Annotated in this window: 12 protein-coding genes; 6 read left to right on the forward strand and 6 right to left on the reverse strand. The window is 50.1% G+C overall.

The features are described 5' to 3' along the window. Positions 1-59: 59 nt before the first annotated feature. From ACFORK_RS01195 to ACFORK_RS01210, 4 genes are all read right to left on the reverse strand, one after another. A complete protein-coding gene (locus tag ACFORK_RS01195; protein ID WP_379194780.1) occupies positions 60-1754 on the reverse strand; it encodes a CocE/NonD family hydrolase in 1695 nt (564 codons plus the stop codon). 230 nt (positions 1755-1984) lie between these two features. Next, a complete protein-coding gene (locus ACFORK_RS01200) occupies positions 1985-2758 on the reverse strand; it encodes an ABC transporter permease (RefSeq protein ID WP_379194782.1) in 774 nt (257 codons plus the stop codon). Then, positions 2755-3741, reverse strand: a complete 987-nt coding sequence (locus tag ACFORK_RS01205) for an Ldh family oxidoreductase (RefSeq protein WP_379194784.1) — start codon at positions 3739-3741, stop codon at positions 2755-2757. The genes ACFORK_RS01200 and ACFORK_RS01205 overlap by 4 nt, the downstream gene beginning before the upstream one ends. 18 nt (positions 3742-3759) lie before the next feature. After that, positions 3760-4809: an aliphatic sulfonate ABC transporter substrate-binding protein gene (locus ACFORK_RS01210; RefSeq protein WP_379194787.1), complete on the reverse strand. Its 1050-nt coding sequence runs from the start codon at positions 4807-4809 to the stop codon at positions 3760-3762. A 120-nt stretch (positions 4810-4929) separates the two neighbouring features. Here ACFORK_RS01210 and ACFORK_RS01215 point away from each other — a divergent pair, with 120 nt between their 5' ends. Then, positions 4930-5844: a LysR family transcriptional regulator gene (locus ACFORK_RS01215; RefSeq protein WP_379194789.1), complete on the forward strand. Its 915-nt coding sequence runs from the start codon at positions 4930-4932 to the stop codon at positions 5842-5844. A 62-nt stretch (positions 5845-5906) separates the two neighbouring features. On the opposite strand, the gene ACFORK_RS01220 is transcribed toward ACFORK_RS01215, so the two are convergent. Further along, the gene (locus ACFORK_RS01220) at positions 5907-6671 is read right to left on the reverse strand and encodes an ABC transporter ATP-binding protein (protein ID WP_379194791.1); all 765 of its coding nucleotides are present in this window, start codon (positions 6669-6671) and stop codon (positions 5907-5909) included. A 206-nt stretch (positions 6672-6877) separates the two neighbouring features. Between ACFORK_RS01220 and ACFORK_RS01225 the strand changes: the two genes are divergently transcribed. Both ACFORK_RS01225 and ACFORK_RS01230 read left to right on the forward strand, forming a co-directional pair. Beyond that, positions 6878-7645 carry an HAD-IIB family hydrolase gene (locus ACFORK_RS01225; protein WP_379194793.1) on the forward strand — a complete coding sequence of 256 codons (768 nt, stop codon included), beginning with the start codon at positions 6878-6880 and terminating at the stop codon, positions 7643-7645. A gap of 268 nt (positions 7646-7913) precedes the next feature. Beyond that, positions 7914-9542, forward strand: coding sequence for a response regulator (locus ACFORK_RS01230; RefSeq protein WP_379194795.1), 1629 nt, complete (start codon positions 7914-7916; stop codon positions 9540-9542). A 62-nt stretch (positions 9543-9604) separates the two neighbouring features. Here the strand turns inward: ACFORK_RS01230 and ACFORK_RS01235 are convergent, their stop codons facing one another. Further along, positions 9605-12337 (reverse strand): alpha-mannosidase, encoded by a 2733-nt coding sequence (locus ACFORK_RS01235; protein ID WP_379194797.1) that lies wholly within the window; start codon positions 12335-12337, stop codon positions 9605-9607. A gap of 70 nt (positions 12338-12407) precedes the next feature. Between ACFORK_RS01235 and ACFORK_RS01240 the strand changes: the two genes are divergently transcribed. The 3 genes from ACFORK_RS01240 to ACFORK_RS01250 all read left to right on the forward strand — a co-directional run bounded on the left by ACFORK_RS01240 (position 12408) and on the right by ACFORK_RS01250 (position 16368). After that, positions 12408-14273: a cache domain-containing sensor histidine kinase gene (locus ACFORK_RS01240; protein WP_379194799.1), complete on the forward strand. Its 1866-nt coding sequence runs from the start codon at positions 12408-12410 to the stop codon at positions 14271-14273. 202 nt (positions 14274-14475) lie between these two features. Next, the gene (locus tag ACFORK_RS01245) at positions 14476-15402 is read left to right on the forward strand and encodes an ABC transporter permease (RefSeq protein WP_379194801.1); all 927 of its coding nucleotides are present in this window, start codon (positions 14476-14478) and stop codon (positions 15400-15402) included. Positions 15403-15483: 81 nt separating this feature from the next. Further along, positions 15484-16368: a carbohydrate ABC transporter permease gene (locus ACFORK_RS01250; RefSeq protein WP_379194803.1), complete on the forward strand. Its 885-nt coding sequence runs from the start codon at positions 15484-15486 to the stop codon at positions 16366-16368. Positions 16369-16387 lie beyond the last annotated feature (19 nt).

Here is a 16387-nt window from a genome sequence, read left to right on the forward strand (position 1 = left end):
CCCCGATCAAACGTCAATACATTTGATCGGGGCCGCCTTTGATTTTCACATCTATATGGCTAAGATTGTGGTTTCCATACTGGAAGCTGGATACTAGCGTTATGGCCTCCGCCCCAGTATATACTTTGCTCGGCCGTCACCGTCTCCTGAATCTTGGACCAGTTGCCGGCCCGGTTAGGGTGCACATGGTAAGCCGGGAAGTTGGAAGAAGAAATATCGACTCTGATCCGTGAGCCTGTTCCCAGCACCCAGGTAATCGGCCATAATTGGAGCGTGATCTCTTCGAGTGAACCGGGAGAATAAGGCAGTGCGGTCGGCGAACCGTTCCGATATGCCAGTGAAGTTATGCCATCAGCGATATTATAGGTTCTGCCGTCCGGCAGAACCTCGCTCACCTTGACGGTGAATGAAGTATCTTCGGCGGTTGACTTGACCTGCAGCACCGTTTCGATCGACCCTGCGAGGAACAGTTCCTCCTCCAGCGGTGCAGAGAGAAAGCTCAGGACATCCTGGCGATAGCCCGGTTCCAGCTGTAATGCACATGCTGTACGGGGCTGGTCCGGACCGGCTTCAAAGGTTGATAAGAGACCGCTTCCACCTACAGTAATCACTGGATCGAGCGGATCATAAGTGTAGGTTAATTGATGCCCATCCACTTCGGGCACATCATTTAGGACGTTATGCTGCCCTAAATAATAGGTTCGCTTCTGCACCGGCGGCGGCCAGGACGTCCAATTCTGCCAGCCATCTGCGCCGATTACATAGGTTTTGACCGTGCCGAGCTCCTCTTCATACGCCGTCTGCTTAAGCATGTAATCAAACCATCCCAGCACCTCGCGGAAACCGCCATTGCCGCCATTGACGGTACCACCCGGAAAATCACGGTCCCCATGCGGGGCAAGCGAATGTACCCAAGGGCCAACGATAAAGCGGCTGCGCTCCCGGATCTCTGGCGGAATCTGCTCATAGGTCAGCATCATGCTTTCCAGAGCAATATCAAACCATCCTCCGACCATACAGACCGGAACGGAAAGACGGGAGGGGATATGCCGGAATTCCTGCCAGAAGCCCTCCTGCCATAGCTCGTCTCCGGCTCCAGGGTTCAACAGGAAGTCATGGTACCAATCCAATTGTTTGCCGAGCAGGGTCACATCCATCTCCAGAGGAGGACGGAACTGGCGCGCTTGCTCTTCCAGGTCCCGGGGGCTGCGGCCTCCAAGATCGGCGCCAGCGTTGGTAACCGCCCAACTGGTATAGATATCCGGACGGAACATCCCGTCCATATAGATGAAGCGTTGCTGTTCGGTACCGATCACGGAGATATATAGTGTCTTGACCTCTGGCGGCAGACTGTCTGCGAGCACCCAATGGTTAAAGCCGAGATACGAACCCCCGTATAAGCCGATATTGCCGTTGCACCAGTGCTGGGAGATGATCCAATCCAGCGTGTCCAGACCGTCCTGCTTCTCATGTATAAACGGCACCCAGCGCCCGCCGGAGGAACCGCGTCCTCTACACTCCTGGATGATGACATTGTATCCATAAGCAGAGAGCAGCACGACTTCGGGGTCTGGCCGGAATTCTCTGCCTATGTAAGGGTTGCGTACCACAATTACTGGCGCGGGCTGTTCACCCCTGCTTAACCATATGTGGGTCATTAATTGCACCCCGTCACTCATCGTCACCCATAGGTCCTGACGTTCTCCCACCTCATGCTGCGGAGCAGGGAATTCAGAATCTTGCTTTTCTGACATGTTAGACGCCTCCCGATAAAAGATGCTGATTTGTTGTTTTCAAAAAGGAACTTATATTTGAATTCTATCATGTAACTCTTAGTGATGATATTGGGCAAAGAGGCGTTATAGCATAATTCAGCGCGGGCTTTTCTCTATGAAAAGAACAGGCGCAGCGTCTCGCATAGGAGCGAAAGGCTACGCCTGTTTGGTTTATTCCTGTACTTGTAAATGTAAAAAGTGTAACACGGTCATCCGTTATAATTATCCCGCCAGCGCAGCAGGCGGGTCTCAAGCTTGCGCACAAGGGAGTCAGTCAGCTTGCCGACTCCAGCGAAGATAACGATGCCGACGAAAACAACCTCGGTCTGGGCAAACTGGCGGGCATCCGAGATCATATAGCCTACACCTGCGTTTGCTCCCATTAGCTCGGCAACGATCAGGCTCAACCAGGCCGTGCCGAGGGACAAACGGATGCCGAGCAGCAGATTGGGCATGGCAGCCGGTAGAATGAGCCGGGTAATCTGCTTGAAGCGGCTAAACTCCAGAATGCGAGATACTTCGAACAGCTTAGAGTCCACGCTGCGAATACCCATAAAGGTATTGAGGTAGATAGGGAAAAAAGCACCCATCGCGATCAACAGTACCTTGGAGAATTCGCCGAAGCCGAACCATAGAATGAAGAGTGGCATAATGGCCAAATGGGGGACGGTTCGAATCATTTGTAACGTCGGGTCCAGCGTCCACTCCGTTCTTTTATAGAAACCGACGAGGAGCCCAAATACGATTCCTAACCCGCCGCCGATGAGGAAGCCGATCAGAGCACGATAGATGCTGATTCCGATATTAGACAGCAGCACACCGCTTGAGAGCAGATCAATAAAGCTTCTGCCGATCTTGAGCGGTGTAGGGAGCAGCTGGGGAGGCAGCAGATGAAGCTCCCCGATTAACTGCCACACCACCACAATGAGCAGGGGAAGCAGGCTGCCATAAACGTATTTCAGATAAGATTTCTGCGTTTTCATAGTTCGTTACGCAAGTAATCAATAGCAGAATGGTGCAGTGTAATGACACCGGAAGCTAGCGCTTCCTGATAGCGCTGTTCCGAAGCTTGTCCGGGATAGGTAATCGGCACGTTATGACCTTCAGCCAGCGGAATATCGGCCAGTTCGCCGAGGAAGCCAGTGACCTGTGCGGTGAAGGACTCCACAGTATGACCAAAAATGGTAGGATCGATCAATTGGATGAAGGCTCCACGATTCTTCTTCAGTCCTTGGGCACCGATAGGTACATTGACAAGGGCGCCGCTCAGAATCTCCAGCGCGAGCGCCAGGCCGAAGCCCTTGTAGCCGCCAAGCGGGGAGAGCCATTTGACATCCGCAGGATTCTCGGTTGGCTGGCCTTCTTCATCGACTCCCCAATGTTCCGGGATGGACTCTCCTTTGAATTTGGCGATACTGAGATGGCCCCAAGCCCGCTCCGATACGGCCATGTCGAGTACAAACAGCGGATTTGTATGCGGGATGGCAATCGCCAGCGGTGTATTGTTCACGGCAGCTCCTTTGCCTCCGGGAGGTGCCATCACACTCATTCCGCCATAAGCGGAGATCAGCGTAATCGCGCCGCGTTCTGCTCCGTACCGGGCAATAATGCCCGGGCAGTTGAAGCGGGAGACATCGGTGATACCGATGGTGATCACTTTGCGCTCAGCGAGTGCTGGCAGAGCGAGATCAATCGATTCCCGGGCCACGATATGGCCCAGATCGTAATTTCCGGCGACATGCAGATAGGAGCCTTCCAGCGGAGCGGCTTCATACTTCCCTCTGCCTTCGAGGGAGCCGACCGCCTGCTTGAAGAAGGTAAAACCGTGCGACGAGCGGCCTCTCAAATCGGCATCCAGGTAATCACTGGCGATAATCTCTGCTTCGTGCTCGGTAGCGCCGTATTTCAGCAGGACTTTTTTACCCATGTCTTTGAGTTCTTGGATTGGGATGGTGATTGTGCTCATAGCTGTCTCTCCTAACGGTTATTTATCGTTTTTCACTTCTTCTAGTGCTTGATTGATGAAGGTGTTATCTACGACCTTGGCAGGGTCAACAGACTTATTTACTGCTTTTTCTTTTAACAGGAACGCTGCCAGCTCTCCTTGAGCTTTTACAAAATCATCTGAAACCGGTACAGTCGCGAACTGGACATTGGAGATGACGGATTTAACAACTTCGGGATTCAGCTTGGTGCCATCAGCGTAGATTTTTACCGCTTCATCCAGGTGATCCTTCTGCCACTGCAGTGTTTTTTCCAGTACCTTGAGATAGGCGACTACGAGATCCGGATGTTCATCGGCAAACTTGGTGCGGACAATATGGAATGCAGGACTGATGTAGTTAATGGTGGAACCGTCTGCGAGAACCTTGGCGCCTTCATCTACAACCGCTGTCGACAGGTACGGCTCGCCGATGGCCCATGCATCCACAGATCCTCCGACGAACGCTGCCTTGGCTTCATCCGCAGTGAGCTGGATAAGCTCGACATCATTTGCAGTCAGGCCTGCTTTGTCCAGTAATCTGAACAGGATGTCATAAGCTGCTGTTGCCTTGGCTACAGCGATTTTTTTACCTTTCAATTCGCTGAGATCGGTAATCTTACTGTCTTTGGGCAGTAGCAGTCCGACATTCTTGGAGCCAGTGCTACCAATGGCAATTTCTTTGAAAGGAATGTCGGATATTTGTCCAGTGATAACGGTGGTATTACCGGTTACCGCGAGATCCAGACGATCCGTAAGAATCGCATCGAATTGCGCTGGGCCACCCGGTACTTCTACCCAGCTTACCTTGGCGTTGTGCTTGGCGAATTCTTCTTCGAACCATTTCTGTTGCTGAGCCAGAACCAGCGGAGCAACAGCGTGCTGGACGCCGATATTGACAGTGACTTCTGGAGTGGAGGCCACTTGATTGGTTCCGGAGGCAGTGGAGTTGCTACTGGAGTTACCGGAGCTATTATCTTTACCGCAGGCAGCGAGTACCAGCAGCATACTTATGGCAGCTAATAGAATTGCGAATGTATTTCTTCTTTTCATGATAGTTCGAGTCCCCTTTATCTAAGTTAAAGATCACTTTACTATATCCGATTAAACAAGTAAAATAACTTTGAATGATATTTATATAACCAATGGTTATGGGAACGGGGTGAATTTCAGGTGAATATCGAACAAATAGAATATATTGTAAATGTAGCGAAAACAGGATCAATCTCAGCTACAGCGGAGACCATGCATATCTCGCAGGCTGGTATCAGTAAAGCAATCATGAAGCTAGAAAAAGAGGTAGGGTTCGAGCTGTTCCGCAGAACGCGGCACGGGACGCTACCAACCGAACGGGGAAAGATATTGATTGCCAAGGCTAGTGAAATTCTGCTGAAGGTTCAGGAGTTTGAGGACGAGGTCTCTGGTCAAAAGGAGCAGATCCACGGCGATATCCGCCTGTCTGTGAGCCCCAATTTTCTTGCGATTCTTCCGAAAGCCATTATGTCTTTCAAAGCGAACAACCCCTATGTCAAGCTGGAGATTACGGAAAAGGATTCGGTGGAGATTCTGGAGGATATACGCCAGGATATCACCGATATGGGGCTGATTTATTTTCATCCCGAGCATAGCCAGCAAATCAAGGACCTGTGGCTAACCACGATGCTGGAGACCCGACTCGTAGTATGTGTGGGTCGCAAATCCACGCTGGCTTCCAGAAGCAAGCTGGGCGTATCCGATCTGCTTGACCAGACTTTTGTCAGCGTCAACGGAAGCTTTTCAAGGCTTTTTATGAAAAAGCTGATGCTGAAGTACGGTCCTGTACAGGTGCTGTTCACCTCGACCAATCAGGAGGTACTGAAGCGGACGATCGCTGCGGGGGATGTGATCAGTATCTTCATGGAGTTCAACATCATGAATGATCCGCTGATCCTGAGCGGCGATATTGTGGCGATTCCGCTGGAGGCCAGGGAGCTGGATCAGGATATTATCCCACTTGGCTATGCCCGTTCCAAGCGACAGCATTTCTCGATTGCCCATCAGGAACTACTTAAGCATTTGCAGCAGGAGATCGAGCGGTTGGGATTATAAAAAAACGCCTCACCCAGCATGGGCGAGACGTGAACTCGAAATAGAGAATTTAGATATTTTGACTAGATGCTATATGCAGGTTCTGTCTGCTCGGAATCACTTAGGGCTTCCAGCACCCGCTTGCGGTATTCCAAAAATGGTCCGGAGATACGGGAACGGGGATGCTGCAGGTTAATGGGGATAATCTCTTTCACTCTGCCCGGCTTGGATTGCATCACCACGATCCGGTCGGCAAGGAAGATGGCCTCGTCGATATCATGAGTCACGAGCAGCATGGTAGTCCGGTTACTGCGCCAAATATCCAGCAGCGCTTCCTGCATGTGGTTGCGTGTGAAGGCGTCAAGAGCACCAAAGGGCTCGTCCAGCAGCAGAACCTTCGGGTTCCGGATCAAGGCCCGAGCTATGGCAACACGTTGGGACATGCCGCCGGATAATTCTTTGGGGAAAGACTTTTCGAACCCGCCGAGTTTGACTAACTCGATCATTTCATCAACAGCTTTTCTGACCTCAGGGTCTTTCAGGGATAGATCAGCGGCGATATTCTTTTCGACAGTCAGCCACGGGAATAAACGATGCTCCTGAAAAATAACACCTTTCTCAATGCTCGGTCCTGTAACGGGCTTGCCATCCAGTTCGACAGCTCCTTCATACCCGGTATCCAAGCCGGCAACTATCTTCAGCAGGGTGCTTTTGCCGCAGCCGCTGGGTCCGATAATGGCTACAAATTCATGGGGCTCCAGAGAAAGGTTGACGTTTTCCAAAGCCTGAACCTTGTCCTTCTGGGATGTAAATACTTTAGAGACATGCTGCAATTTAACTGTAGCCATCTGTGATTTCACCTCGGGTGTGTTCTTTTTTTGACTAAAGGTACTGTAATTGATTTGGATTGTCAATCACGTTCCTTCTGAATAGCTCTTCGGAATCGATCACCAATTCCTGAAGTATGACCCAATCCAAGCTTTATTTTCTCTGAAAATAGCAGTAGGATTAGTGTAATATATTACATAAATTCATCTGTTTTGGAGGGGTAAAAGTGAAATTCGTTTTTGACCTGGATGGTACGATTTGCTTCAAAGGCCAACCGGTATCCGAAACTATTCTGTCTTGTCTGGAAGAAATGACGCATGAAGGGCATGAAGTGATTTTTGCCTCGGCCCGTCCGATTCGTGATATGCTACCTGTTCTGCATAAACGTTTTCATTCCTTTGCGCTCATCGGCGGCAACGGGTCGTTAGTGTCCAAGGAAGGCAAGGTTCTGCATGCCGAAGCTTTCACTCAGGAGGATGTTCAGGAGATTCTTAGGCTGATTGAAGAACATCAGGGCACTTATCTGATTGACAGTGATTGGGATTATGCCTATACCGGTCCACACGATCATCCCATTCTGAATAATGTAGATCCCTCCAAGCTGGCCAAACGCCTTCCTGTGGAATCTCTGAAATCCATCGTCAAGATTCTTATTTTGACTGCTGATGATATGGAGGAGTTGGCGAAATCTCTGAAAAATCTTGGCGTGGTCATTCATAGGCACCGCAATGAAAATGTCATAGATATCAGCCCGCAGAATATTCATAAATGGAATGCGTTACAACGGCTTGGGGTACGAGGTCAGGAGTTTATTGCCTTTGGTAATGATGCTAATGATATTTCCATGTTCCAGCAGGCCCGGCATGCCGTTATGATCGGACATCACGAGGAGCTTGCTCCCTATGCCTCGGAATCGATTGCACTGGAAGGTGACTGCGAGGGTGCTATTGTCAATAAGCTGAAGGCGTTAGCGGTGTCATCGGTTCGTTCTTGATCATTGGGTATATAAGTTGTTGAGCTGAATACAGCGCACTGCGCACAGATATAGAACGGCTGAAGTCTCTCTGGACGATGCCGTTTTATTTTTATGGAGCTAAGATTAAACCCTTTTCAAAAAGGATGGTTAGTGCAATTTAATATTCACCCATAAAAGTTAAGGATTACCCCCGTGCAATCCTAGCCGCTGTCAGGTAGTATGAAGCTAAAGCATAATGTTGCCAAAGGAAACAAGGTATAAAAATGCGAATCGGGAAGGTGAACAGATGCTTAGCGTACTTATAGTGGATGATGAATATGAGATTCGTGAAGGTTTACGTAACCGCTTTCTTTGGGAGGATTACAATATTACGGAGATTCTGGTGGCGGAGGACGGGGATGTGGCCTTGCACACGGCACTTGAAGTTAGACCGGATCTGATCATTACGGATATTAAAATGAATCGCATGTCGGGCTTGGAGTTTCTGAATGCTCTATGCCCTGTGGAGGACTATAAGCCGGAGAAGATTATTGTCAGCGGTTATGATGATTTTGAACTGGTGAAGCAAGCGATGCAGACAGGTGTATGCGATTACATCTTGAAGCCGATCAACCTGGATGAACTGGGGAAAATGGTGGATAAATCGGTGGAGAATATCAATCGCAAAAGGATGGATCAACGCAACCGCCAGATGCTACGCAATCAGGCTGTCTTCGCTATTCCCAAAATGCGGGAGGAACTGCTGAAGGAAATGATCGAGCATGTCTACGATCCCAATCTGGAAATGCGTAGATGTCACCGTCTGCAGACGCTGGAACTGGAATGGATGCTGAAGGAGCCGATGTTCCTGATTGTTATCGAGGCCGATAATCTCAAAGCGATTGAGAACCGGAATCCGCATGAGAAGGAACTGATTCTGTTCGGTATCGGTAATGTTGTTCATCAGACGCTGGAGGAGGAATATCCGCATCCGTCTGCTCTTTATAAGGATAACCACAACCGTTGGATCGTCGTGCTTGGCAGTTCACAGCTGGAGCAAACAGAATTTGCCCAGGGCATGGCACAGCTGTTGATTCAGAGAATCAATGAGTTTGTCAAAATCACGGCCAGTGCGGGTATGCTGACCAAGCCAGGCAACACCCGGAATCTTTATCACATGTACACTGAGGCGTTAAGCGTAATGGAGCAGAAAGCGGTCTATGGCGGCAACCGGCTGTTTACGGAGCAGGGGCTTTTTTATGATGGAGAAAATGAGGACCTGTCGCTGCAGGAGCCGGAAGAAATGCTTGATCTGGTCCGCTATGGGACCGATGCCGATATTTCAAGGGCGATGGACAGCTTCATCGAGATGGTGCATTCCTGGCAGCTTACACAGCTAAGGGATATTCAACAGAAAATTTTTGAGTGGCTGTTCGAAGTGTTCCGCAGAGGGGCGGAGGGGACGGTGCTTAAGAGTTGGAGGAGTAATCCGATTGCCGTCTGGGAGCAGCTGGAGCAGTATGATACATTGCAAGCACTGCGTGTGCAGACTGAAGCGTTCTTGCATGAGATCGCTGCTGATTTCCGCAAGCTCTCGGAGACGCCAAGCCAGATCGTCAGCGAGGCGGAGAAAATCTTGCATCGTGATTATGCTGAAAGCCTCACACTGCAGAGCGTTGCTTCTGCTGTACATGTCACACCGGTATGGCTCAGCAAGCTGTTTAAGAAGGAACTGCATAAAACTTTTCTCGAATATCTGACAGAGATTCGTGTCAAAAAAGCGAAGGAAATGTTGTATGATGTGAAATTTAAAATCTATCAGATTTCCTATCAGGTTGGATACAAGGACCCGGTGCATTTCTCGAAGCTGTTCAAGAAGCAGGTAGGCTGCACACCGAAGGAATTTAGAAGACAGCTGGGGATGGCTGAGGAATAACCTTCAGGCTGCCCGTTCGTAGGAATTGGCAGCCTGGAGGTCCTAAAAGCAAATCAAGTCAATTATCGGGACGAAATTCCGACTGTCACAATACCTGCCTTGCTCACTGGAAGCGACTGTTCCAGAACGTCTGAGGTGTGCTGTTCCATGATATTGCTGGTATAGAGCACGACATCCTCGCTTGCGTGGATGCTCAGTTCGGATGAAGTCTCCGCGAGGTTGTACCAGCGGGCCATCAGGTCACCACTGCCTTCGCTGAGCTTCAGGTTGGAGAAGGCAAGCCCTTTTCCTTCCCAGGTGAGGAAGTTGTGTACGGGCGGCAGTTCGCCTTCATGAATGTCAGTTTGGGCTGTGATGAGCGGAACAGCGAAGCGATAAGCTTCACGATAAGCGTCAAAGCGAGTGTCCCCGCCGCGGTGCGGAATAATGCTCCACTCTGCTTCGTTCACTCCAAGACACTGGGCATCAGGGGTATGGAATACGCCCCAGTCGCCAAGCTCTCCGACACTGCGAAGCAGTGTGACGGCAATTGTACCCTCGGCATCACGCAGCACTTCGTATTCGTTCAGGCCTTTGCCGGCTGCAGTTAGGCCTCGGCCGTCCTCATGCACATCGATGAACGATTGCATATGCTGACAGTTGCTTGGGTTCTCCCACTCTGGTGCAGGTACGGTCTGGCGCTCGGCTACTTCAAAGACAGAGTCGGCATAATGCACAGCCGATTGGACGCCGGATGGCAGCAGGACCCGCAGGCGGTGATCCTTCGAATGATTGTCGATACGGGTATGCACGTGCAGGGCTTGACTACTACGCTCCAGGCTGATGCGAGTGACGATATGAAGCGGGACAAGCTGCTGTGAGCGAGTTGCCTGGCGCTGTCTGAACTCCACCATCGTATCTATTTCCTGCTGCAGCAGTTCATTAGCAGAAGCCGGAATTTGCAGCGTGTGTTGGATTACAAAAGCTGCACGATAAGGTGTATCCTCGACTAACGTAATTTCGGCCTGTACACCACGGCTTGTGATAGCTGTATCGCCTATCGGCTGCTTGAAAATATATTCGTTCCCGATGTCGCCGACATCCTCATAGATGCCAAGGCCGCTGTAGAGCTGGCCACTGGCTTTGTCCAACAGGGAGAAGCTGCCGTCTTGTTCCAGGCTAACCTGGATATGCTCGTTCTCCATGGTCAAGTCACCGGTGACCAGATAGACATCCTGCGGCTCCTGTTCCGTATTGGCAGCCTTGCTTGGAATCCAGGCGTAGGAAGCCAGCCCCAAGGCAGGAAGATTATCCGCCTCAAAAGTCAGGCGCAGGGCACGGGCCATGTAAGGCTGTCTGAACTTGTCTCCGGGCAGTTCGTAGCCGAAGCGTACGCCCAGATCCTCGGCGGTAACATCGAGTCGTACCCCTGCTGCATTAACAAGATAACCTTCGCCATGCGTGCGGCCAACGACCTCATTGAAGACGGCGACAGGATCTTCACTTTGGTTGAAGAACCGGCGGGACCATTCCACTTCGACGGTAACTGTACCGCTGCTCGCGTAGCCGCTTGTATTATAGACCACGAAAGGAACGGCCTGATCTCCATACGATGCGAATACGGATGTATCCACCTTGGAACTGATGAATTTGGCACTTTCGGTGGCGAGGGAGGAGCCAACTTCAATACTCTTCGCGAACCGGGTCTTCATCTCATGATACACTTCGTCCACACTGCAGCCGCAAATGCTGTCATGTGGATGGTTCTGCATCAGGGTCTTCCAGGCATATTGCAGCAGACCATGCGGATACGGTTTACCTAACCCATGTGCCAGGGCGGCCAGCGGCTCTGCTGTTTTTTCCAGGAGTGTCTGATTCTGTTGATTGAGCTGTTTGATATATACGCGCGCCGATGCTGTGTTGACCAGCGAATACCAGCCGTCGGTATGCTGTCCGCGCAGCTCGCCGGTAGTGAGGGTCAGATCTTCCGGAAGCTCTTCTTTCACCGCTTTCACGTAATCATCAAAGTTCGAATGGATGAATTCGCAGTCGGGATAGAGTTCACGCGCCACACGCAGAGCTTCGGACAGATCAGTCTGGATCGGTTGATGATCACAGCCGTTCATCAGCAGCAGATGCCTAGTGGAGGCATACTGCCGGGCACGTTCCAGGCGAATATCCCAGTACGCCTTGGCCGCCTCAGGGTCTACCGGAATTTCCATACCATTGTTATACCAGTTGGCGAACAGGATACCGAGAACACTGGAACCATCAGGAGATTGCCAGATCAGCTCGGAGTATGGGGATTCCAGGCCGGAAGCATCTTCTACGCGATTGTTGAAGCCGGTGGCTTTCACACCTCTGCCGAACACGGCTGTGCTGATGCCGGCTTGCTGTAGAATTTGCGCAGCCTGGCCCATGTTGCCGAAGGAATCCGGGAAATAGCCGAGCTTGGAGATCGGACCGAACGTACTGGCATCACGGTGGCCGATTTGCAGATTGCGGACATTGGCTTCGCCGCTCGTCAGGAATTCATCCTGAAGGATATACCACGGACCGAGGGACAGCTTGCCTTCATCACACAGGCGCTGGATGATTTCGCGCTTCTCGGGATAGACCTGCAAATAATCCTCTACAACGATGGTTTGTCCATCAAGATAGAAGCTCTTGAAATCAGGATCGGACTCGAACGTTTCAATCAAGGTATCTATCGTTTCGATAAGTTTGACGTGATGGGCTTCATAAGGCATATACCATTCCCGGTCCCAGTGGGTGTGGGAGATTACATGTACAACCGTTTTGTTGGATGCTGTCAATGCGATTCCTCTTTTCCATAAGATGATGAACGCTACAGCATAAATATAAATATATGCATCCGTTGTCACAATGAGTGGATCGCAAACTATTGCGGGGATTGTTGTCGACATGGAAGGAAGGGTGGCTGCGGCTGTGAATCGTTTTTCTCTGCGGCTGGGAGCATCGTTTCGGAACCGGATTATTCTGGTGTTTTTTTTGATCATTATTTTACCGTTCCTCATCTTTGCTTACTATGCACATATCAAGTCTATTGAGGGCATTACCAACACCAATACCAAGATTTCACTAAGCTATCTCCAGCAGGCCCGCAAAAATTTTGAAATCTATCTTAATAAACTCAATGATCAGGTCAATACGCTTATCGGCAATAAACGCCTGCAGGATCTGTTGGTCGACCCGCCAGCCAATGCCGCTGAAGAGGAGGCCTTCACGGTAAATATGCTGACATTGCTCTATCAGGCTACCCCGCAAATCGATGCCTTCCGGGTCAGAGTGTATCCGATGAATCCGGCGCTGTACCCTTCTTATATGAATACGCTGGGAGATTCGGCTAATCTAATATCTGCGGATTGGTTCCAGAAACCTCAGGAAAGTGCCGGGCCGACCTGGAGGCAGTTCATGCCGGAGCAAGGCAAGTATGGAAGGCCATTACTCGCCTATATCAAACGTTTCTCGGGCCTTTACGATCGGAAGCCCCGCGGCATCGTCGTTACGGAAGTCTCGGAGGATCATCTGAAGCGTTATTTTTCGCCCACGGAGCAATTGAAGAACCAGAAGCTGCTTCTTATGAATAAGAACGGCACGATTTACTATGATTCATCTGCTAATGAGTGGGCAGGCACCTCTTTTCCTTCGGAGTCGTTCATCACTCATCTGCAGCAAAGTCCGGAAGGTTCACAGACCATTAAGATCGATGGCGATACCTATCTTGCAACCTATGTCGGGCTGGGCAGCGAGCCTTGGGCGATCGTCAGCCTGACGCTGCTCAAGGAGCTGACCGGGACAAATGATGAGATCAACCGGCTATTGATTATTTTTCTGATCATCTATCTAATCTGCTGCATTGCCGTTGTCTTCTATATTACGGTGTATTTTACTCAGCCCATTGCTCGTCTGGTGCGGTTGATGCGGAGAATGGAAGACGGGAACTTTCATAATATCGTACTGAACTCCCCTCGGAAGGATGAGGTGGGCTGGCTGTACCGTGGGGTCGGAAGTCTGGTTCAGCGGATTGATGTGCTGATTCAGGATGCGTGGCGTTCAGAGCGGAAGAAGAAGGCCTTGGAATTCCAGGTGCTAAGCCACCAGATCAATCCGCATTTTCTCTATAATACGCTGGAATCCATTCGCTGGAAGGCAGAGAACCATGGACGCAGCGATATTAGTGAAATGGTATCTGCGCTCGGTAATTTGCTCCGGCTCAGTCTGAATCAGGGTAAGGAGATCACAACTCTGCGGCGTGAAATTGAGCAGGTCAAAGCTTACGTGTTGATTGAGCAGGCCAGAATGGGCAGTATGATCCGCATCCTGTATTCTATTGATGAAGAGCTGCTCGACCTCCCATTCTTGCGGCTGCTGCTGCAGCCTCTGGTTGAGAATGCGATTCAGCATAGCGTGCGAAGTGATTTTGAGAAAGGCAAGATCATTGTATCCGCGCGCAGTGAGGGGCAGGATATGATCATAGAGATTACAGATAACGGTAAAGGCATTCCGCAGCAAATCATAGAGGAACTGGAGCATGAGGTACATGCCGAGGAAATGTATACTGCCACCCGCCGGGGGGTAGGGCTCCGCAATGTGAACGATCGTCTGAAGCTGTACTTCGGGTCTGACTACAAGCTGCAGATCGAGACGGGTTCACAGGGCGGTACCCGAATACTGCTGCGCCATCCTAAGAAGATAGAGTTGGAATTACCTAGGTCGGACGACCATTAGTAGACTATTAGAAATGTAAAAGCAGACATAGGAGCGGGACTCTCTAGGTGGGAGATTCGCTCCTTTGTCTGTTTGGGGGGATAATGACTTGCAATAGGGTCATCAGGACAAAAGGAAACTACAAAGTGCAAGAATGACTCATAGAAGTGCCTATCGTTCTCTTTTACAATTAAGTCATCCAAACAGCGAAAGGGAAGTCGATATGAAACTAAACGGAGTGTTCAAGGAACTGTACAAAAATCGCACCTTGCTGCTCATGTTCCTCCCCGTCGGGGTACTATTCTTGCTTTTTAACTATTTGCCACTGGCCGGTCTTGTCATCGCGTTCAAAAATTTCGATTTCTCCAAAGGGATTTTTGGCAGTGAATGGATGGATCCCCTGTTCAGCAATTTTGATTATGTATTCTCTTCACCGGTAGCCTTCCGGGCTATCCGCAACACGATCCTGCTGAATGCCCTCTTTATTGCGATAGGACTAGTATTTGAAGTAGGATTTGCTTTGCTGCTGAATGAGATGCGTAACAAGTATTTCAAACGGATTACCCAGTCGTTAACCTTTCTACCTTTCTTCATCTCCTGGATCGTCGTAGGTGTATTCGCTTACAATCTGTTGAACTTTGAGAACGGTGCGGTTAACCGCTTTCTGGAGTACCTGCATTTACAGCCGATAGACTTTTACAGCCGGGCCGAGCTGTGGCCAGCCATTCTGACCATTGCGGCACGCTGGAAAATAACCGGTTACGGCACGATTGTTTATCTGGCGGCCTTAACCTCTGTTGACAATTCTTATTATGAAGCCGCTTCAATTGACGGAGCTTCCAGATGGCAGCAGATTCGTTATATCAGCATTCCGATGCTGCGGCCAACGATCATCATCCTGACCCTCCTGGCAGTAGGAAGAATCATGAATGCGGACTTCGGTATGTTCTATGCCATGGTAGGGGATGCTTCATTGCTCTTCCCGACCACAGATGTAATTGACACCTTCGTCTACCGGAGCTTGCGTAAATCCGGTGACATCGGGATGGCTTCCGCTGCAGGCTTCCTTCAGTCCTTTGTCGCCTTCTTCCTGGTGCTTGGTAGCAACTATGCGGCGCGCAAAATTGACAAAGACTCAGCGATATTCTAAAGGCTGTGTGTCCGAAGCGTTTGTTCATTGAGGTGCTTCGGACACCAGACACATTATACTTTTAGGAGGTCATCCCACACGATGTCAGCAAGAAAATTTTCCCTCAGCCAGTTCCTTATTGCTTTGGTCATCGGCCTGTTCAGTCTGGCCTGCCTATTCCCGTTCCTGATGGTAATCTCCGGCTCACTGAGTACAGAGAAGGATATTATGCAGTATGGCTATTCACTTTGGCCGAAGACGATTACCTTTGACTCTTACCGGATTCTGCTACTCGGCTCTAACCGTATATTCCAGGCTTACGGGGTCAGCACATTCGTTACAATTGTCGGTACCGTACTGTCTCTGTTTCTGACGAGCATGGGCGCTTATGTTATGGCCCGTCGTTCCTTTAAATACCGGAATATTCTTTCGATCTTCGTCATTATCACTATGCTCTTCAGTGGTGGGCTCGTGCCTTGGTATATTATTATCGTTAGATACCTGCACTTGAAAGATACGATTTGGGCACTTATTCTGCCGTCTCTGGCAAATGCTTTCAACATGTTCCTCATCAGGAACTTTATGCTCTCCATACCAGAAGATTTGCACGAATCGGCCAAAATGGACGGTGCTGGCGAGTTCCGAATTTATGCCCGACTGATCATGCCGCTAGCTTTACCCGTTCTAGCTACTGTTGGTTTGTTCGTAGCCCTGGGCTATTGGAACGACTGGTTCCTCGGTCTGATGTTCGTAGATAAGCAAGAGCTTCAGCCATTGCAATTGCTCTTACGCACGCTGATTTCCAATGTTGAGTTCCTGAAGAGCTCTAGTAATGCAGCAGCGATGCAGCGAATTTCGACCCAGATTCCTTCCGAGTCGATCAAAATGGCGCTCACAGTCATCACGATTGGCCCGATCATTTTCCTCTATCCATTCTTGCAGCGTTATTTCGTAAAAGGCCTCATGGTTGGGGCTGTAAAAGGTTAACTATGCCGACCACGGTCGT

The organism is Paenibacillus sp. GCM10012306 (assembly GCF_042649265.1).
Lineage (GTDB): Bacteria > Bacillota > Bacilli > Paenibacillales > Paenibacillaceae > Paenibacillus_AQ.